This is a genomic window from Domibacillus epiphyticus (genome assembly GCF_001975785.1).
Classification (GTDB): Bacteria; Bacillota; Bacilli; order Bacillales; family Domibacillaceae; genus Domibacillus; species Domibacillus epiphyticus.
Window position 1 is genome coordinate 67,454 of record NZ_MSFI01000021.1, and the last position, 18,692, is coordinate 86,145.

At 37.0% G+C, this 18,692-nt stretch carries 20 protein-coding genes and 2 pseudogenes; 12 read left to right on the forward strand and 10 right to left on the reverse strand.

From position 1 onward, the window contains the following. Positions 1 to 142 precede the first annotated feature (142 nt). Positions 143 to 703, forward strand: coding sequence for an MEDS domain-containing protein (locus BTO28_RS12830; RefSeq protein WP_076766878.1), 561 nt, complete (start codon positions 143 to 145; stop codon positions 701 to 703). A gap of 255 nt (positions 704 to 958) precedes the next feature. Here the strand turns inward: BTO28_RS12830 and BTO28_RS12835 are convergent, their stop codons facing one another. Both BTO28_RS12835 and BTO28_RS12840 read right to left on the reverse strand, forming a co-directional pair. Beyond that, a complete protein-coding gene (locus BTO28_RS12835) occupies positions 959 to 1,153 on the reverse strand; it encodes a YozQ family protein (RefSeq protein WP_076766880.1) in 195 nt (64 codons plus the stop codon). A 108-nt stretch (positions 1,154 to 1,261) separates the two neighbouring features. Further along, positions 1,262 to 2,077 (reverse strand): serine/threonine protein kinase, encoded by an 816-nt coding sequence (locus tag BTO28_RS12840; protein ID WP_076766882.1) that lies wholly within the window; start codon positions 2,075 to 2,077, stop codon positions 1,262 to 1,264. A 655-nt stretch (positions 2,078 to 2,732) separates the two neighbouring features. Here BTO28_RS12840 and BTO28_RS12845 point away from each other — a divergent pair. The 6 genes from BTO28_RS12845 to BTO28_RS12875 all read left to right on the forward strand — a co-directional run bounded on the left by BTO28_RS12845 (position 2,733) and on the right by BTO28_RS12875 (position 9,232). Next, positions 2,733 to 3,059 (forward strand): hypothetical protein, encoded by a 327-nt coding sequence (locus BTO28_RS12845; RefSeq protein WP_076766884.1) that lies wholly within the window; start codon positions 2,733 to 2,735, stop codon positions 3,057 to 3,059. A gap of 274 nt (positions 3,060 to 3,333) precedes the next feature. Further along, positions 3,334 to 4,038 (forward strand): DUF421 domain-containing protein, encoded by a 705-nt coding sequence (locus tag BTO28_RS12850; protein ID WP_076766886.1) that lies wholly within the window; start codon positions 3,334 to 3,336, stop codon positions 4,036 to 4,038. A 229-nt stretch (positions 4,039 to 4,267) separates the two neighbouring features. After that, positions 4,268 to 4,825 (forward strand): ATP-binding cassette domain-containing protein, encoded by a 558-nt coding sequence (locus BTO28_RS12855; RefSeq protein ID WP_076766888.1) that lies wholly within the window; start codon positions 4,268 to 4,270, stop codon positions 4,823 to 4,825. A gap of 703 nt (positions 4,826 to 5,528) precedes the next feature. Continuing rightward, positions 5,529 to 7,862, forward strand: a complete 2,334-nt coding sequence (locus tag BTO28_RS12865; protein ID WP_076766892.1) for a xanthine dehydrogenase family protein molybdopterin-binding subunit — start codon at positions 5,529 to 5,531, stop codon at positions 7,860 to 7,862. Then, positions 7,849 to 8,691, forward strand: a complete 843-nt coding sequence (locus BTO28_RS12870; protein WP_076766894.1) for an FAD binding domain-containing protein — start codon at positions 7,849 to 7,851, stop codon at positions 8,689 to 8,691. Before BTO28_RS12865 ends, BTO28_RS12870 begins: the two co-directional genes overlap by 14 nt. Then, entirely contained in the window at positions 8,678 to 9,232 is a 555-nt protein-coding gene (locus tag BTO28_RS12875; protein WP_076766896.1) for a (2Fe-2S)-binding protein, read from the forward strand. Before BTO28_RS12870 ends, BTO28_RS12875 begins: the two co-directional genes overlap by 14 nt. Here the strand turns inward: BTO28_RS12875 and BTO28_RS12880 are convergent. From BTO28_RS12880 to BTO28_RS12895, 4 genes are all read right to left on the reverse strand, one after another. Next, a complete protein-coding gene (locus BTO28_RS12880) occupies positions 9,229 to 9,690 on the reverse strand; it encodes a GNAT family N-acetyltransferase (protein WP_076766898.1) in 462 nt (153 codons plus the stop codon). The genes BTO28_RS12875 and BTO28_RS12880 overlap by 4 nt on opposite strands. A 166-nt stretch (positions 9,691 to 9,856) precedes the next feature. Continuing rightward, positions 9,857 to 9,964, reverse strand: a complete 108-nt coding sequence (locus BTO28_RS12885) for a YjcZ family sporulation protein (protein ID WP_076766900.1) — start codon at positions 9,962 to 9,964, stop codon at positions 9,857 to 9,859. A gap of 183 nt (positions 9,965 to 10,147) precedes the next feature. Further along, positions 10,148 to 10,267, reverse strand: a complete 120-nt coding sequence (locus tag BTO28_RS12890; RefSeq protein ID WP_076766901.1) for a YjcZ family sporulation protein — start codon at positions 10,265 to 10,267, stop codon at positions 10,148 to 10,150. 335 nt (positions 10,268 to 10,602) lie between these two features. Beyond that, positions 10,603 to 10,848, reverse strand: a complete 246-nt coding sequence (locus BTO28_RS12895; RefSeq protein WP_076766903.1) for a hypothetical protein — start codon at positions 10,846 to 10,848, stop codon at positions 10,603 to 10,605. A gap of 200 nt (positions 10,849 to 11,048) precedes the next feature. Here BTO28_RS12895 and BTO28_RS12900 point away from each other — a divergent pair, with 200 nt between their 5' ends. Beyond that, positions 11,049 to 11,891: a DUF2268 domain-containing protein gene (locus BTO28_RS12900; RefSeq protein WP_076766904.1), complete on the forward strand. Its 843-nt coding sequence runs from the start codon at positions 11,049 to 11,051 to the stop codon at positions 11,889 to 11,891. A gap of 737 nt (positions 11,892 to 12,628) precedes the next feature. Here the strand turns inward: BTO28_RS12900 and BTO28_RS17000 are convergent. The 4 genes and pseudogenes from BTO28_RS17000 to BTO28_RS17175 all read right to left on the reverse strand — a co-directional run. Continuing rightward, positions 12,629 to 12,789: pseudogene (locus BTO28_RS17000) on the reverse strand (IS30 family transposase); the annotation flags it as partial. 15 nt (positions 12,790 to 12,804) lie between these two features. Next, positions 12,805 to 12,929 (reverse strand): annotated as a pseudogene (locus tag BTO28_RS17925) (helix-turn-helix domain-containing protein); the annotation flags it as partial. 510 nt (positions 12,930 to 13,439) lie between these two features. Continuing rightward, on the reverse strand, positions 13,440 to 13,562 hold the full coding sequence (locus BTO28_RS12915; RefSeq protein ID WP_076766911.1) for a YjcZ family sporulation protein: 123 nt from the start codon (positions 13,560 to 13,562) through the stop codon (positions 13,440 to 13,442). A 324-nt stretch (positions 13,563 to 13,886) separates the two neighbouring features. Next, a complete protein-coding gene (locus BTO28_RS17175) occupies positions 13,887 to 14,039 on the reverse strand; it encodes a hypothetical protein (RefSeq protein WP_158068824.1) in 153 nt (50 codons plus the stop codon). Between the two features lie 177 nt (positions 14,040 to 14,216). On the opposite strand from BTO28_RS17175, the gene BTO28_RS17930 reads away from it, so the two are divergent. The 4 genes from BTO28_RS17930 to BTO28_RS12930 all read left to right on the forward strand — a co-directional run bounded on the left by BTO28_RS17930 (position 14,217) and on the right by BTO28_RS12930 (position 18,642). Then, the gene (locus BTO28_RS17930) at positions 14,217 to 14,366 is read left to right on the forward strand and encodes a hypothetical protein (RefSeq protein ID WP_408606673.1); all 150 of its coding nucleotides are present in this window, start codon (positions 14,217 to 14,219) and stop codon (positions 14,364 to 14,366) included. 291 nt (positions 14,367 to 14,657) lie between these two features. Further along, a complete protein-coding gene (locus tag BTO28_RS12920) occupies positions 14,658 to 16,307 on the forward strand; it encodes a spore germination protein (protein WP_076766913.1) in 1,650 nt (549 codons plus the stop codon). 4 nt (positions 16,308 to 16,311) lie between these two features. Then, complete coding sequence (locus BTO28_RS12925; RefSeq protein ID WP_332888730.1) at positions 16,312 to 17,520, forward strand: Ger(x)C family spore germination protein; 1,209 nt, start codon at positions 16,312 to 16,314, stop codon at positions 17,518 to 17,520. Positions 17,521 to 17,541: 21 nt separating this feature from the next. Next, positions 17,542 to 18,642: a GerAB/ArcD/ProY family transporter gene (locus tag BTO28_RS12930; protein WP_076766917.1), complete on the forward strand. Its 1,101-nt coding sequence runs from the start codon at positions 17,542 to 17,544 to the stop codon at positions 18,640 to 18,642. Positions 18,643 to 18,692: the final 50 nt, after the last annotated feature.

Here is an 18,692-nt window from a genome sequence, read left to right on the forward strand (position 1 = left end):
GGCGAAAATCTGATGATTAAAAAAGGTGCAGGATAGATGGGATGGCGCGTAAAAAGCAAAAGGCAAAGCAATCGAAAACCAAGATGTGTAGTGAAGCATATTATTGTTTAATACTAAAGACATCAGTTTGGGGGCTGCTAATTTGAAAGAGAAAATACCACAATTAACAAGAGACCTAATTTCATATGGACATATATTTTATTATTCTCATGATATAGAAAAGTATATAGAGAACGCGATTACTTATATTGTTACCGGAATCGAGCAGGGGGATCATATTTTGTTTATAGAGAACAATAAAATATACCCTGTGATACAAAATCAGTTAAAACATCTTTTAAGCATCGAGCAATTATCCAAAATACATTACAAGAATAATTTTGATTTTTATTTTTCAAAAGGAACGTTTCATCCTATAACAGTTTTAAATTTTTTTCTAAAAACATTAGAACCATACGAAGAAAAAAGTGTGTCTGCCCGCATATGGGGCCATGTAGAGTGGGGAGACCAGAAAGACATAGAGCGTGAAATTGCAAGTTATGAAAATAAAATAAATCAAATCCTGTCTTCAAAAGGCAGTATCGCAGTATGTGCTTACGATGCAAAACAAGTATCCGAATCACTTAAAGAATCCCTGCTAAAATGCCACGGATTTTTCATGACTGATAATGAAATAAATAAAATTGGTGAAATGTATGAGTAAGAAAGCCCGAGAGGAGAGTAACTAAAAAATTAGAGGCTCCGTCTCCATTTATCAAACAGCCGGGCTAGAGTATAGTATTATTATTTTCGATCAGACGAATCAAAAAAAAAGGACTTCAGCAGGAAGCACTTGCAGTAAAACCGTGCATTTAAAGAACGCGTCAAGGAATTGCATACTAAAGTATGTAATGAGGATATTATTTCTATATAAAAAAGGCACCTTTAGGAGCATGCCTTTTCGTTAGAAGAGTAAATTTTACTTTGGCTTTTTTTGAGGATTTCTTGGTAAAGTGCTTTCGTACTTAGTTCGTATAACTTCTCCGGACATGTAGTAATCATTCACTTGTTCATGTGTAGCAGCCAGCCCTTTGGATACTTCATCATTCCGAGTATAATCTTTAGGGTCGAAGTTCCTTACAGCTTTAGGTGTTTCTTTGTTTTCTTTTTCCAATGTAAACACTCCTTTCTATATTGTATTTTCCTCAAAATAAATTACGTTTATTCATATTGGCTAATTAGCAGAGGATGTTAGAGAAGATGTTAATCAAAAGCAAAGGGACTAGTGTACAAGCACACTAGTCCCTTTATCAGTGAAAAAAAACGATTCTACATCAATCATCAGTTCATCGGCTGATTCATATGAGTGATCGAGTTGAAGCATCCTTCGTATCATTTTTTTTGCTGCTGCAGAAAGATCCAGCTCTTCTTCCCAGCTTTTTTCTTTCTTCGATTGAGGCTCAAATTGAGAATACAAAAGAAAGAGTACAAAATGACCGAGAGCAAAAAAATCGCTTTGCACAGAAATTTCCCGAAAAAGCATATTTTCTTTTTCTTTTTTAGGGAGTACGGCATTTTGCTCATCCAGCGATCTTGCTAACCCAAAGTCAATCACATATGGACGGATGCCATCCCACAAAATATTCGGGATACGCAAATCTCTATGAACAATTTTTTGATCATGGAAGTATTTAACGACATGGAGAATGTTCAACAAAACAGAAAACGTTTCTCTTTCGTTATATTCCTTTTTCTGATGAAAAATCAGCTCTTCAAAATTCGGCGCTTCAATATACTCCATGACAAGAAAACGGTGATGTTCATCCATAAAAGCATCTAGATAAGAAGGGATGGATGGATGATTTAACTTTTTTAAAAAATCCGCTTCCCGTTGAAACGATTCGATCCCATGCAGGTCATTTCGTTTTCTTTTTCTTAGTTGTTTTATTATAACGGATTGACCTGTTTTAAAATCAGTTGCTTTGTAAGCAAGACCAGAACTTCCTTTTCCAATAAACTGGTGAATGATATATCGGTTTTTAATCAATTTATTATTTTGAAGAGGTCGTTCCAAGAGCTCTGAAAAAATGTTTTTCATTTTAATCAGCTACTGTAAGAGCTAAAGGATTTTCGTTTTTTCTTGTAGTATTGGTGTCCATATTTTGATGGGTGATGAGATTTTTTATGCCGATAATCACTGCTTGAATATCTGCGAGAAGTTTTTTGATTCAGGAAACTCATAATTATTTTTTTTAACATATTAATCCCTTCTTTCTTCTTTTTTCTTACTTACGAATAATATTGATAAATAGTTTCATTTTATACTAAAGAAATAAATAATATTCGTTCTTTCGGTAAAGTTAAGGGATGCAAAGCCCACTCATATTTGTAGAGATTAACCAGTTTTTTATGGAATTCTGTGAAAGAGGGGAAATACAAAAAAATGAAAGTTGTTTAAATTGTGTTGTTGAGCATTGGAAGGATTTCTTGAAAGTAAAAGAAATAGAAATTTTATCAAGTTTGTTAAATTTAGTTTAAACTTTTTTTAATTAGTGAGTTTATCACAATCCATTTTTTGTTTTTTTCATATAATAAGACTAAATAATAACAGAAGGTCTAATGTGGATGACAAGCAGGGGTTACCCTCCGTGTTATATCCCTTTCTCCTTTTATGTCTAGGCTGCTTTATCGATAGAAACATTATAAAGTCCACTGAAATATAAATATTTATAAAAGAAAGGAGATGAAGACTCATGCCGTTTTATCCTCCAAATCCAGGATCAGGACAATTTCAACCATATCCACAATCGTTTAAACGCTATCCAAGAACATATCAACCTCCTTATCAAGGACCTTTTCAATCCTATTCGCCACCAAGTTATCGCAACCCTGGACCGGGCTATCCTGAACCTAGATATACTGACCGGGGTATCAATCCTTTTCAGCCTCAGGAAGGGCTTTATCAACAAAGACCAGGGATGATGGGTAATTTAAACCAAATTGTGACAACGGTGGGGGACATATCAAATGGAATAAATGCTATAAGACAAATGGGCACTTTTTTTAATAGAATTCGTTAAGTAAACTCTTTTAAATATGGTTTTGTCTTAACTCTAAAAAGGATTAATAGTAAGTTGCTATTCCCTGAAGAAGGTCGTCAACTGTAACTGACGGTAACTGAATTAGGGGATTTTTTTATGCAGACCTTGTTTGATAGTCTATATCACTTCCCTTTCTTTTTGTTTTGAAAATAAAATATTATTTTATTTTCCACCATACGATACCTTATAAAAATTGTATTAAAGGTGACAATAACATATAGGATTTGAAATATGTATAAAGGATGTGTATAGAGTGGCTTTTTTTCTCGGACAGGATTCACTTACGGTAATTCAATGGAGTGTAAGAGCCATTATGGCTTTTTTCTTTTTGCTATTAGCTGCAAAAATCATGGGACAGCGATCGATTTCTCAATTAAGGTTACTCGATTTTATCATGGCGATATTAATTGGTAACATTATCGCCCATCCCTTATCAGATCCAACATTAGGAGTAAAAGGGTCAATCATTACTGTGTTTATATTGGTTCTTTTATATACAATGGGTATACTTTTAAGTATAAAGTGGAGAAAATTTAGACATTGGGTCGATCCTTCGCCCTTTCCCATTATAGAAAATGGACAAGTACTTTATAAAAATTTATTAAAAGCAAGAATTTCAATTGATTTCCTATTGTCGGAACTAAGAAAAGGACAAATAAATGGTATAGAAAAAGTGTCACTTGCATTATGGGAACCGGGAGGCACAATTTCCTTTTTTATAAACCCCAAAAATCAACCATTAACCCCTTCGGATATAAATCTGAAGACAAAACCATTTTCTTTACATAAAACAATAATCAAAGAAGGAAAAATTAATGTTAACGAATTAAATAAAGTGGGCAAAGATGAGAATTGGCTAAAAAATAAAATTCAGGTGACATACGAGGTAGATATAAAAGATATTTTGTTGGCAACAATAGATAATTCAAATAATATAAAAGTCTTTTTGTATAAATAAAAACTCTCGTATACAACAGCAAGTATCTAACGCAGAAAACAATTTAGAGTTATACACGAGGTCAGTGGTTTCACATTTTGAAGATAGCGAAGGTGCAAGATCACGGACTTGAGTAACATATTTAGAGCACCTTTCATACCCTTTACTATATCCTATAGTATTGTAGGAATTGAAATGTAATTCGGACTTAATTACTCCTGTGCCGAAAAAAAGAAGGGGTATGATTTGTGTGAAAAAAATTGTTTTCGTGAGTGGTGCTAGTGGTGCAGGAAAAACAACCTTGTGTGAGATTTTAACATCACAAGTAGGGCCTTTATACAACGATGAAATTGCCGGGATCGATATGGACGAGGTGTATAAATTTGTTGACCGTGGATTTTGCAGTCCACATGGAGACCGTCTTTATAAATTGGCTAGACAAAATACAGGCTGCTTAACCAACAATTTTTTGAAAAATAGGATTCATACTGTCTTTATTTTTGGAATTGAAATTTATAATAAACAGCGAGTCAACGATGTGCTGGATTTTGTGCAAATGGATGAGAAAACGCAAGTATATCATTTCACACTAACTCCTCCTAAAAAGAAAATAATTGAGCGACTAATAAAAAGGCAAAATCATGTGCCTAGATGGTTCCAGATGCATTTTCTTGAGAGAGAGTATTATTATGATGCAAAATGGACCATCCCAATCGATAACTCCCATATGACACCACATGAAACCTTAAGTATCATATTGGAAAAAATAAAAAGTACAAATGGAATTGATTATTTTACGCTAAGTTAGCATAAAGTGAAAAGGTGGAAAAGCGCAGTCCTTGCTGCTCAGCTTTTGGAAAGGAAAAGACTGTTAACTCCTCACGATACCCCTCTTTTGATTGGAATAAAACGTATAAGATCGCCCTCCATAATTCTTGAAAAATTACATTAATATTTTCAGCCTTATTCCAGAATACAGGCAATAAAAGGGGGACTACACACATTAGATAACTCCCTCTTTTTTTTATTTTTTTATAAGCATCCTATTTATTATCACATGTGTATGTTCATAAAAAGTAATCTTAATTTTAAACCCCCCCTTTCATTTTACTTCATATCCCGTCATATAAATGTGTGATGTCATGAAACACTACTCCTAAAGAAAATGTTATTGTCTCTTACACAAAAGAATACCCATGCATGTTAATCAAAAAAGACGGAAATTGTTTTGGTATGTTAAGTCTTGGTTGTTTGGAGCTCTTGCTCATCAGCACAAAAGGTTTTTCAGGATAAGAGACCAAAAACTCACATATATATTTTAAAAAGTGTTGAAGATTACGAGTGGGATTTTGGTTTAGGGTGCCCAGGGTCTTGTACATTCTCCTTGAAAATGTAGGTGGACTATATAAAAATAACTGCAGCGGCATACTTTATCCTTTTTTTGGATGGAGGAATATAAGTATTGGAAAAATGAAATTGAAAAGGGTTATAAAAGTAATAAGGAGGATCTAATGGTAATGATAGGGAAAAGTGTTGCTCGAAAAGATGCATGGGAAAAAGTAACCGGTCAGGCCAAATATACAGGAGATAGTCAGGAAGGAGACATGCTGTATGTGGAAAAGGTTATCAGTCCATATGGGCATGCGCTCATAAAGAAAATAGATCTTTCAAGAGCAAGACAATTGGCAGGAGTAAAAGCAGTTATTACCGGAGGGAATCTACCGTTAACAGGTGAAGAAATACGAGATCGTTACCCTATAGCCTATAAAAGAGTTCGCTATCATGGGGAAGTGGTGGCCCTTGTTGTGGCTGATACACCGAAACGTGCCAGGCAAGCAGCGGACACTATTCATATTACATATGCCCCCCTTCCAGTCATTAATACGCCAAGACAGGCATTAGATCCTAAGGCGCCTCTTATCCATGAAGATCTGGGACAATACAAAAAAATATCAAAAGTCTATCCGGAACAAGGAACGAACATTGCGAACCGCACTAAAATTAGAAAAGGGAATATGTTGAAAGGTTGGAGTGAAAGCGATGTAGTGGTTGAGGAGAGCTACTCGTTAAGACCGTCCGACCATGCAGCTATGGAAACGAGGTGCGCATTAGCAAGTATTCGGGCTGACGGTAAAGTATTCATCACCTCATCTTCCCAGGCTCCATTCATGATTAAGCGATTAATTAGTGAATACTTTGGTATCGACATAGGCGACGTGATTGTTACTACACCACTTGTCGGCGGGGGATATGGAGGAAAAGCCTCTGTTCAACTGGAGCTTCTTGCTTATATTGCATCGAGAGCGTCAGGGGGGAGATTAGTAAAAGTCCAAAATACTCGGGAAGAAGACATGTTGACATCTCCCTGTCACATAGGATTGGATGCCACTATAAAACTTGGTTGTTCTCAAAAAGGAAAACTAAAGGCGGTTAAAATACTTTATCTGTGGGATGGAGGTGCATACTCAGATAAAGCGGTATCTCTTAGCAGAGCTGGGGCAGTGGATTGTACCGGGCCCTATCAAATTGAAAATGTCTCTTGCGATTCTCTTTGTATGTATACGAATCACCCGTATGCTTCTCCTTATAGAGGGTATTCGCATTCAGAAGTTTTATTTGCTTTTGAAAGAACGATGGATTCTCTCGCTAATAAGCTCGGGATGGATCCTCTCGAGCTGAGAAGAATGAACGCCATACTTCCTGGTCACACAACACCTACACAGGTATTGTTAAATTCCAGTTCAGTCGGCAATTTACCTGCATGTATTCATCGATTAAAAAAATTAATGGAATGGGAAAAGGGTCAAAGAATTGATCTTGGTAATTTTAAGGTTAAAGCTAAAGGAATCAGCTGTGTTTGGAAGACCTCAACCATTGATACTAATGCGAGCTCCGGTGTTATTTTAATATTTAACCCTGACGGCAGTGTGAACCTTGTATCTGGAGTTATTGAAATTGGTACCGGATCGAAAACGATCCTTGCACAAATTGTTTCAGAAAGATTAAAAATAAACCTCGAAAAAGTGAAAGTGCAAATGAAAGTGAACACACAAAGTACGCCAGAGCATTGGAAAACAGTGGCGAGCCGAGGAACGTTTATGGCTGGGAGAGCTGCTTTACAGGCGGCGGATGATGCTATATCCCAATTAAAACATCTTGCCTCTTGCGTGTTAAGAGCACCTGTAGAAGATTTTGAAATCGGAGGGGAGAGAGTCTTTCTTCGAGATGACCCTTCAAAAGGGTTATCGTATAAAGAACTAGCTTACGGGTACACGTATCCAAATGGAAATGCCATTGGAGGACAAATTATTGGTAGAGGTCATTATGTACTTAGACATTTGACGCCTCTAAACCCTGAAACTGGCGCCGGAAAACCAGGCCCGGAGTGGACGGTCGGTGCACAGGGAGTTGAAGTGGAGCTTGATACGCGTGAATATACGTATCGAATAACAAAATCCATCTCAGTCATAGATGCTGGTAAAGTGATGAACCCAAAGATGGCAGAAGGGCAAATTACAGGCGCCATGAGCATGGGTCTTGCTTTTGGGGGACGAGAAACGTTTTATTTTGATGATCTCGGCAGAGTAATGAACCCTCAGTTGAGAACCTATAGGCCATTAAGATATGGTGAAAATCCTGAGTATGTATGTGAATTTATCGAGACACCTCAGAAAGATTCACCATACGGTTTAAGAGGTCTTGGAGAACATGGACTGTTAGGTATGCCGGCAGCGCTTGGCAACAGTCTTTCTTTAGCTGCGGGCGTTCATTTAAACGAACTTCCTTTGCTTCCTGAATTGATATGGCGGAAAAGGAAAGGAGCCGATGAAGGTGATCTCCTTTGATTTTGAGTACTACAGACCAAAATCGATCAAGGAAGCGACGGATCTATATCAAAATTTAGCTTCTAGGGGCGGGAAGCCTATCTATTACTCAGGTGGAACTGAGATCATTACGCTTGGCCGTCTAAACCGTGTTTATACAGATGCTGTAATAGATATTAAGTCGATTCCTGAAACTCAGACTTGGGGATTTCATAACAACGAGCTCATCACAGGATCAGCACTTCCGCTTAGCATTTTTAATGAAAAGAATTATTTTCCGTTATTAGCTGAGACGGCGAGAGAGATAGCAGATTATACATCAAGAATTAAGATTACTATTGGCGGTAATATTTGTGGACAGATTTTTTACAGAGAAGGAATACTGCCATTTCTTTTAACGGATAGTGATGTGCTTATTGCAGGTAGTAAAGGTGTTAAAAGAAAACCTTTAAAAGAGGTGTTTGATCAAAAATTAATGCTTGAAAGAGAAGAATTTCTTGTCCAGCTTGCAACAAAGAAAATATATATGGAAATGCCTTTTCTAAGTGTGAAAAAGCGGCAGCAATGGAAAACAGGGTACCCTCTTTTGACAGTTGCATCTCTAAAAAAGGATGGATTTTTAAGATTTGCATTCAGTGGTGTCTGTCCTTTCCCATTTCGCTCAGAACAAATGGAAACCGTATTGAACTCCAGAACCCAACCTTATGAAGAGCGTGCTCTAGCATCATTCGATTATTTACCACAGCCAATTTTAAACGATATTGAAGGCTCTAATGAGTATCGATTATTTGTTTTAAAGAATACAATCGTGGATTTTTTAAAAAAGTTTGAAGGTGATGAAAATAAGTAAAGACACATATCAAAAAATTACAATCAAATTAAAAATCAATGGTGAAATAGTTGAAACAGATATACATGTTTCAGATCTTTTATTAAACGTGTTGCGTGATAAATTGGGCTTAACAGGTGCTAAACCAGGTTGTTTAAACGGAGATTGCGGTGCATGTACAGTCATCATGAACCAAAAACCAATGAAGTCATGCCTGCTGCTGGCCATAGAAGCAATTAGAGAAGAGATAACGACAATTGAAGGTCTTCTAAATTCAACCATCCAAAAAGAGTTTGTAAATCATTTTGCTTTTCAATGTGGTTACTGTACGCCAGGATTTGTTATGGTTAGCCATGCATTGCTTATGAATGATCCGAATCCTGATAAAAAAACAGTAATAGAATGGTTATCATCTAATATTTGCCGCTGTACGGGGTATCAAGAAATTGAAAAAGCCTTATACTCTGTTATAAAAGGAGGAAATGCGTGCGGATTAAAACCGAAAAACACCGTCAAAAGCAACGGTGCTAAAAAAACAGATGAAACGGGTCGGCTAAATTAGATCTGTTTGTAAACAAACTCTCTGGATTTAATAAAACCGAGTTTTTTATAAAAGTCCTTAGCATCTTGATTTTCAACCCAATAATCAAGTTCAATTATTCCTATATTCATGCTTTTTGCTATGTTATATACTTCTTCCATTAACTTTGCACCGTACCCCTTGTTCCTTTGAGATTCTATGATACTAATCTGCTGCACATATACGGCTTTATAGCCTTTATTAAAAGCGATTTCTGGATAATTCCTAATTTCGATCCAAACATAACCAAGGGTTTGGTTCCGATCCTCTAGGATCAAAAAAATAAAACTTTCGATGTTGATGATCTTTTTAAAGAATTCTTTAGCAGCATTTTCGCTATATTCCTTATAATATTCCGGATAAAATTTGGAGTGTATATCATGAACAGGTTTATTTAATTTTGCAATCATCTCATAATCGTACGTTCGATAAATTCTCATTTTTCCCCTCCGCCAATTTATTCAAATGTTTTGCTTCATTATAAACATTACGTTATGTACAAAGATTTTATGTAGTAATTTTTTGGTGGCTAATTTTCAACTTTAAAACGGTCATCTATTAGATGACCGCTGTTTCATGGTAAATCGTGTTTGAACTTATTTGTTTTTAGTAGCCGTATCCAGTAAATGATGCGCCAATGATGATCAAAAGAATGAATAAAACGACAAGTAATGCAAAGCCGCCGCCGCCGTATCCATAGCCTACTCCACTCATATTTCTCACCTCCTTTCGTTTATTTAAAAATTTGGGTATTCTTCAGAAAAAAGGATTGTTATACCAATGAAAAAACTGTAGGCATGTCTCTATTAAAAGACTTTTGTCTACATGATTGAACGTTGCCCATAAATTGGGAAAATGTTTATGGAAGATAACCTTAAAAAACTTGAAGTTGAGTTATCAGCAATAATATCCATGACGGAACATTGAAGCTCCAACAATAATTAGAAGAATAAATAATACAACAACTAGTGCGAAGCCGCGGCCTGCTCCATAACCTGGTGCAACTACTTGACTCATACTTTTCACCTCCTTTTCTACATAATATGAGAAGTTCCAGTGGTTGGTTGGGCAGGGGTGCACGTATGATAATAAATAGTATTGTAAAGTTTGGATTGAGGGAAATGACACATTTTTTCCTTGCTAATAATTGTTCTGAATCAGTCGTTTTTTATGGTATTTTGAAAATAGGAGTCTGAATAAAATTCAAATAAATTGAAATTGCAGGGTTGAAGGAAAAACAGGGCTGTAGGAGTGCTTCAGCCCCTGTTAATAAAACGATCATGGTATGGACACAACTTTTAAGATCGGGTAAGTTCTTATATCATCTGCAATTTCTATCTATACAATGATATTTACCATAAGAAAGCTGTTGCTAAAGCAAACCCGCCGATTGCTGCGAGAGCAATCGGTATACCATATCCGTATCCTCCGTAAAAACCATAACCAAATCCTCCAAACCCTCCGATAGGACGGATCCAGACATGTTCTCTGGTAACTCTAGTTATTCGACCAGAATGAACCCGGCCATCAAGACAAGTAATCCTTACTGTTTTTCCATAATGTTTGCGGCAAATACTATAGATATTTGGATAAGCCATTATTCACCCTCCTTTTTTGATTAATCATGGGTCGTATTTAATAGTTTATGCAGAGAGTGAGTTTTTGTATTAGACACAAGTCTCTACAAAATCAAATAAAACATTTTTTATATGAATCTAATATTATGGATAACAATACTACTAATAAAACATTCACAAGTGCATACCTATAAAAGATCAGTGAATAAGGAGGGGTACACTTGTCTGTTCAAAACACCGTAGAATGGCTTTATCATTTCGTGAAAGTATGCAAAGAACGACCGCTTAAAGATCCTTATTTTATTCAGTGTGATGTATTATGTTGCCCGCTTAAGGGCTTATTCCCAAATACTAGTGTCGAAGAAATCCATTATCACTTATTGACACATGGATTATTCGAGCCTAGTGATTGGTTGCATATGGAAAAGGTTGTTCAGAGAATGGAGGAAAATAATATATGGGAGCTGGTAAGCCAGGAATTTAAACGACTAAAAAATATATGGAATGGTCCGGAAACATCCATCTTTATTTTTCCGATTAAAGATTCTTACCTTGCAACAAATTACAACATGATAAAAAAAAACGGAGTAGCATTTAAGAGGGCTATATTTTTATTTTTGTCCCCTGATTTAGAAAAAGAGGAAGTAAAAGCCGTATTGGCTCATGAATATAACCATGTGTGCCGATTAGCGTACTTAAATTTAGATGTTAAAGACATTTCTTTAAAGGATGCTCTTATCATTGAAGGGCTAGGAGAGTTTGCAGTTAAAGACTTATATGGAGAGAAGTGGTTATCTAGGTGGACAAAGCTTTATTCATATGAAAAGACCTTGAAAATTTGGAGTAATCATTTTATATCTTCATTAAATATTAAAGGAAATGAGAAATACGACGTTTTTTTATACGGGAAAGGGAATAATCAGCTGCCAAACTGGATCGGTTACCAGATAGGATTTCAAATTATTGAGTCTTACCATTCAGTTTACGGTCCTTTTAAAAATAATGAATTGTACATCATACCTTCACAGGAATTGATAGAAGGATCAAAATTTCCCTTGAATTAAGAAATGATCGATACCAAAAGCGAAATAGGGACCTTTCATTTTGTGAAGGTTTGACCAATAAAAAATCTCTTATTAATCGATCTGTATTGTAGTTTATATTTCCGCTGCTCTTCCATTTAACACAGCTTTTGTTCCATGCTTAATCGGTACCGCCATGTGTAAACATGATGAAAGTTTTAAGCATTCCAAAAACCTCCTTTTGCTGCTTATTAGCAAAAGGAGGTAAAAGGTGGCCCATTAGGAGGTGGGCAATGCTTTGCGTTAGTTGTTCTATTCTTCATTCTTTACTACATAATATGGCGAATGATATAGATTGACTGGACAAAAGGCTGATAATAAAAAATAAATGAACAAATAAAAAGTCAAAGTAATATTTTACCCGACCAGTGGCTAAAAATTCAATTCAACTCTTCAAGGAGATCGATTAGGGTTAGACTCTTAAATCTCTATAAATAGCGCTGTAACATCTTCATTTTAAACAGATAGGACATTTAAAGCGTTATAAAATTGTTCAAGTTAAAGCAATCGCTTTCCCATTGGGTAGCGATTGCAAGATGCAATGTAAAAATACAACAGGAACTACTTTGAACTAAGGGGAATTTGATATAAATAAATCGAAACTCCTTTTCTTTTAAGAAAGTGTTCCACTGTTTTTGATATGAAGAATGAAACTAATAATAATTCATAAGCAAAATGGATTCTTCTTCTATCAATTTTTTTTATTATATGATCATTTGTCAAAACATTTCGCCGATGAACGCTTCGTGTGGCGTGCGCCAGTCAAGACATTTTCTTGGCCGGTTGTTGAGCAGCTGGAGAGCCCGGCCAAGCTCGTCACCTGTTACCTTAAAAACTCACGAAGCAGACCGTTGGTGTTTTCATTGCTTCCACGCTGCCAGTGTATTCCTCGCCACTCCCTAGACACGGTAGACGGCGCGCCCGCCCGATCTTCTCAGCGATTTGCCGGATGGAATGGCCCAGCCCTTTCAGTGTTACTATTCGTGCACGTTCGAATGTGTTAAGATGTTGGTAGCTCATGACAGCCCTCCGTAAATGTTTGTGTAGGAACTTACATTTTACAAGAAGCTGTCATGGGCGTTTCTATTTTCTAGGTGTTGCACTTAATATTACAATCCGTCATATAAATAAAACAAGGCTGCTTGGGAAGAATGTAATTACAAAATTGGGTTATATTTAGTACCGACAACAACGTCTTGGATAACCCGGATCAACAATCACATTTCTTGTAATTGGACGATAAATGTGCCGGGGAACATTCACAATGTGCTGACGATTAACATTCACGATCGGATGAATATAAGGCACGACACGAGGAGTGTAATAATCACGAACGACACAACGTGGTGGACACACTACTGGTCTAATAGGACGATACATTAAATCACCTCCAAGTCTAGATTTAAATAAAATAACTTGTTCAAGAAACTATAGAGAAGGGTAAATGAAATGGTCATTACCCTTTAAGTAATGACCATTCATTTCAAAGTGGTACATAATAAAGAGATTCCTCAAAACGATAAATTCATATTAGCAGTAATATCCATGATGATGAGTAAATGATGCTCCGATGATGATCAAAAGGATGAATAGAACGACAACAAGCGCAAAGCCACGACCTGCTCCATATCCATAAGGTGCTACTCCACTCATGAATCTCCACCTCCTTTACTACAGAGTATGAAAAGTTTACACAGATGCTTAGACAAGAGTGTAGATTAGAAAAAAATTTTTACCTTTTGCCTTACTTGTTTTTGAAATAGAGCAACCACCTTTTAGTCTGAATAAATAAATAAATAAAAAATCTTTTCATGAAAGATTATTTTGGAAAATTTCTACCTATAAGATTTACGAAATAAAAAAGTAACTATTCTCAAAAGAGGATAGTTAAGAAAGGGAGATATTAAATACCAGTCGAGGTGAAAATTAAACAAAGACGGGACGATTATCATTGTTCAGAATAGGATATGCCTGTTTTTAATTAAAAGTGTTTTTTTGATTCTGCTTATGAATACTTGTCTGTATACCAGCCCACATCGCAATAATAAAACCACCAGCGGTATCAGCAATCAAAACTATCATGGTGTCTTTATTCCCTCCATCTTGTAAGGCTGTTCCAAGTAAATCCATCTACTATGCATTCAAATACTTCATTCTAATAATGATTGGAATTTAGATAGTTTGATGAACTGCACTAGACTTGTATGCAGCGTGTTTTATAAGAACAGTTATTTTCAAGGACAAGTAACCTCGGTAGATATTGAGCATAGTTTGTAAAGAGCTTGAAAATTTTTTTCTTTAAAGTAGGTGAAAAATGTGTATCCATACGGAATTATTGGGGGACCTTTCTTTTTGGGGGGTGGAGGTCCTTTTCTCGGTGGATTGGCAGGGGGATTATTAGGTAGTTTATTGTATCCTCCATATCCGCCTTACCCACCATATGGTTTTTATTATTAACTTGTTCGTATAGGCTATATAGAGCTATCTAACGTGCTGCAAGCGAGATTAAATCTTAAAAAGAAATACAAAATAGGCAGGGTATTAGTTTGGAACAAGAAAGCTACAGCAAAAATTAAAAAATGAAATGGTCAGAGCCGGGGGCTCTGACCATTTTCACTTTTATTATAGTGTATCAGTAACAGTTCAGGTGAAATAAAATTCAATATTTGGTGATTTATGACACCCTGTATAAAGGAAAATGTCTATGGACATGAATAATGAAAAAGCAAAGAAAGGGTATCTGGTCTTATGTTTTCATTTTTTAACGGAAAAAGACAAACGAAAAAAAACATGAAAAAAGAGCAAAACAGCTCCGATCAACCAAATAGTAATACCAAGTATCCAGGTTACATCGATAACACACTCTCGACCAATATTGACATTATTAGAAAAAGAACAGGAAACAGTTCAGACATTGTTTTTAGATCATTAAAAATCGGCCGGAACCCTGAGATTAAAACCGCAGTTGTGTATGTTAAGGGCATGGTTGATAGTCAATCGGTAAACGACTTTTTAATCGAACCAATGATGAATAACCCAGCTTTACAAGAAAAGATTATTCCCCAGGAAGTGTTGACTATTATTACCGAAGAGGTGGTTGCGCTCGGCGGTGTCAAACCAGTAAATGATTGGGATGAATTGTTTGGATCCTTGATGTCGGGGAACACCATTATTTTTATTGATGGTGTAAGTGAAGCACTTATTGCCAGCACACAAGGAGGAGAAAGACGTTCGATTCAGGAATCGACTACGTATGTATCAGTCCGTGGACCAAAGGAAGCCTTTACTGAATCGATTGAGACAAATATCGCTATGGTACGCCGGATCATAAACAATCCAGATTTATGGATTGAGTCCATGAAACTCGGAAAAATGACAAAGACAGACGTCTCGGTTATGTACATAAATGAGATTGCGGACAAAGAAATAGTCAAGGAGGTACATAAACGGTTAAAAAGAATTGACCTTGATGGCATTCTTGAATCGGGCTATATTGAACAGCTGATTGAAGATCAGACATTGACTACATTTCCAACACTTTACCATACAGATCGGCCGGATGCTGTCGCGGGCAACCTGCTGGAGGGAAGAATTGCTATTTTTGTGAATGGTACACCATTTGTACTGTTGGGTCCTGCCGTATTTATTCAATTTTTTCAATCCGTTGAAGATTATTATGAAAGGTATGATATTGCAACAGCTGTTCGCTTTTTGCGTATCTTCATCTTCTTTATATCGCTTATAGGTCCTGCCGTATATATTGCTATCACGACTTTCCATCAGGAGATGATACCAACACAGCTGGCCATTATTATTGCGGCGCAGCGGGAATCCGTGCCTTTTCCGGCATTTGTTGAAGCCCTCATTATGGAAATAACGTTTGAAATTTTGCGGGAAGCGGGCGTCCGCATGCCGAAAGCGGTAGGTTCGACCATCTCTATTGTTGGAGCGCTTGTCATTGGACAGGCAGCGATACAAGCCGGAATTGTTTCACCTGCCATGGTCATTGTCGTATCTATCACTGCTATAGCGAGCTTTGCCACCCCTTCCTATGCGGTTGCAATATCAGCCCGTTTAATCAGATTCTTATTTATGATCAGCGCCGCAACCTTTGGGTTTTATGGACTTATACTGGCATTAATTATGCTATTGGTTCACCTATGCAGCCTGCGTTCATTCGGTGTTCCATATATGTCTCCAATCGCACCCTTCATTCCGGGTGAAGCCGGTGATACATTTGTCCGGAAACCAGTTTGGGCTTATAAAGAACGGCCACGATTAATCGCTACTGAAAATTTGATCCGGGAAGGGAAAGATCAGAGGCCGCAGCCGCCTGCCAATCGCCAAATAGATAATCAAAATCAAAACATCAAAAAAGGTGACCAAAATGAAACGTAGATGGATGTTTCTTTTCCTCATGCTAATAAGTTTACTGTTTTTATCGGGGTGCTGGAGTAAAAAAGAGTTGCCTGAGCTTGCCATCATCTCGGCAGTTGGAATTGATAAAAATGAGGAAGGGAAATTTGTAAAGACCCACCAGTTTATCAATCCCAATAACGTAGCGGGAGGACTTCAGGGAGGAGGAGGGGGGCAAGGCCCATCAGTAAGTGTATATACTTCAACAGGAGATAATATCCTTGAAGCGCATTTTCGTGCTTCGACCAAGGTATCACGGAGATTGTATCACTCCCATGCAAACCTATTGGTTATCAGTGAAGAGGTGGCAAGGGAAGAGGGTATTCAAGATATCTTGGATGCCTTTGAGCGTGATCCTGAGATTAGGACGACCATGACGATCGTGATTGCAAAGGGTAGAAAAGCAGGAGATATTATAACCTCTTTGACGTCCATCGATCGGATTCCGGCAGAAAAGGTAAATAAAACGTTAGAAACCACTGAAAAAATGTTTGGTGAACATATAAAAGTCAGTATTCAAGAATCAATTTCGATTTTGGAGTCTTCTGGTAGAGAGCTTGTGATCACAGGTTTTCGGCAAAAAGGGGATTCAGAAAAAGGGAAAAAGTTAGAAAATATTCAAAATTCCGAACTGGATGCTACCCTCGAAGCGGATGGTCTCGCCATTTTTAAAGAAGGAAAATTAATTGATTGGTTCCATGATGAAGATGCGAGGGGCGTTGTTTGGATACTTGATAAAGTAAAGGAAACAAACGTGAATATAGACTGGGAAAAAAAGAAAGACGCAATTGCTTACCAAGTAATCCGGCAAAAAACAAAAGTATCTGCTGACGTAAAAAATGGAAAACCTGCTATCACGATTCATGTACGTGCGGAAGGAGATATTCGCGAAGTTGTGGTCCCTGTTGATTTAACAGATCCGAAAGTAATTGCAAACATTGAAAAAGGCTTGGGTAAAGAGATTGAGAAAGAATTAAAAGACTCGATTAATCTGGCTCAAAAAAACAAATCGGATATTTTCGGTTTCGGTGAGACTGTACAGCGTTCTTATCCGGATGCATGGAGAAAGATGAAAAATAATTGGCATGATGTGACCTTCCCTGATTTAAAAGTGAACGTAAAGGTTGAAGCATTCATACGCAGAACGGGGTTAAGAACCAATTCATATCTTTCGCAAATGGAAATAAACCGGTAATGGAAAGGAATTGAGAGCCTGTTGGAGAAGGCAAAAATCAACGCATACCAGCTGTTTGTTCTTATTGTCTTGTTTGAGCTTGGGAGTGCCTTGATGGTTCCCCTGGCCATTGAAGCGAAACAGGATGCCTGGCTTGTCATTTTGATTGGGATGGGAGGCGGACTTTTCTTGTATTTAATCTATTATAGCCTTTATTATTACTATCCAGATATCCCGTCCACAGAATATGTACAAAAAATAATGGGGACCACTCTGGGACGGATCATCGCCTTCTTTTATGTGGTTTATTTTGTTTACCTTGCAGCAAGAGTGTTACGGAATTTCGGGGAAATGCTGGTAACATTTGCTTATCCGGAAACCCCTTTGTTTGTCATCAATGCTTTACTTATTGTTTTGGTTATCTATACAGTCCGAAAAGGAATTGAAGTATTGAGCCGGACAGGGGAATTCCTTTTTGTATTTATGAGTTTTCTTTTAATTAGCGCCTCAATTCTCGTCGTTGTTGGAGGAATTATCGATAGCAATAATTTGAGACCGATACTTGCAGATGGCATACAGCCGGTCATGAAAACGGTCCTAATGCATAATTTATACTTTCCGTTTGGGGAAGTCGTTGTATTTACGATGATTTTACCGTATTTAAATCGATCCGAAAAGGCGAAACGTACGGGTTTAATGGCGATTGGATTATGCGGGTTAATCCTGTCTCTTATCACGGCGGTCAATATCAGCGTCCTCGGAGTAAGTCTCGTTTCACGTTCGCAGTATCCCCTTCTTTCGACTATACAGACAGTTGAAGTTGCTGGTTTTTTGGAACGTCTCGATGTTTATTTTGTTCTTGCTGTAGTAATTGGCGTCTTTGTTAAGATAGCGGTGTTTTTCTATGTGGCGATGGAAGGCGCTGCTAATTTGTTTGCGGTCAAAGAATCTGCACGTCTCGTTGTTCCGATTGGAGTTGTCATTTTGATCTTGTCCATAGCAGTTGCTAGCAACTTTTCGGAATTTTTTCAGGAGGAACATCGATTTGTCCACTTTTACGTACATCTTCCTTTTCAAGTTATTATACCAATATTCCTTCTAATTATTGCTTTCTTTAAGAACAGGAAAAAAAGTAAGGGATAAGCCGCAAAATAGTAATGGTTATTCAACAAAAAAATGTCTCAGAACCTATT

Excerpts from the sequence above, each read along its gene's own strand:
- BTO28_RS12915 (WP_076766911.1), bottom strand. The coding sequence starts at position 13,562 with ATGAGTGGAGTAGCACCTTATGGATATGGAGCAGGTCGTGGCTTTGCG.
- BTO28_RS12920 (WP_076766913.1), top strand. The coding sequence starts at position 14,658 with ATGTTTTCATTTTTTAACGGAAAAAGACAAACGAAAAAAAACATGAAA.
- BTO28_RS12845 (WP_076766884.1), top strand. The coding sequence starts at position 2,733 with ATGCCGTTTTATCCTCCAAATCCAGGATCAGGACAATTTCAACCATAT.
- BTO28_RS12840 (WP_076766882.1), bottom strand. The coding sequence starts at position 2,077 with ATGAAAAACATTTTTTCAGAGCTCTTGGAACGACCTCTTCAAAATAAT.
- BTO28_RS12885 (WP_076766900.1), bottom strand. The coding sequence starts at position 9,964 with ATGAGTGGAGTAGGCTATGGATACGGCGGCGGCGGCTTTGCATTACTT.
- BTO28_RS12890 (WP_076766901.1), bottom strand. The coding sequence starts at position 10,267 with ATGAGTCAAGTAGTTGCACCAGGTTATGGAGCAGGCCGCGGCTTCGCA.
- BTO28_RS12880 (WP_076766898.1), bottom strand. The coding sequence starts at position 9,690 with ATGAGAATTTATCGAACGTACGATTATGAGATGATTGCAAAATTAAAT.
- BTO28_RS12865 (WP_076766892.1), top strand. The coding sequence starts at position 5,529 with ATGGTAATGATAGGGAAAAGTGTTGCTCGAAAAGATGCATGGGAAAAA.
- BTO28_RS12875 (WP_076766896.1), top strand. The coding sequence starts at position 8,678 with ATGAAAATAAGTAAAGACACATATCAAAAAATTACAATCAAATTAAAA.
- BTO28_RS17175 (WP_158068824.1), bottom strand. The coding sequence starts at position 14,039 with ATGGATTTACTTGGAACAGCCTTACAAGATGGAGGGAATAAAGACACC.
- BTO28_RS12925 (WP_332888730.1), top strand. The coding sequence starts at position 16,312 with ATGTTTCTTTTCCTCATGCTAATAAGTTTACTGTTTTTATCGGGGTGC.
- BTO28_RS12895 (WP_076766903.1), bottom strand. The coding sequence starts at position 10,848 with ATGGCTTATCCAAATATCTATAGTATTTGCCGCAAACATTATGGAAAA.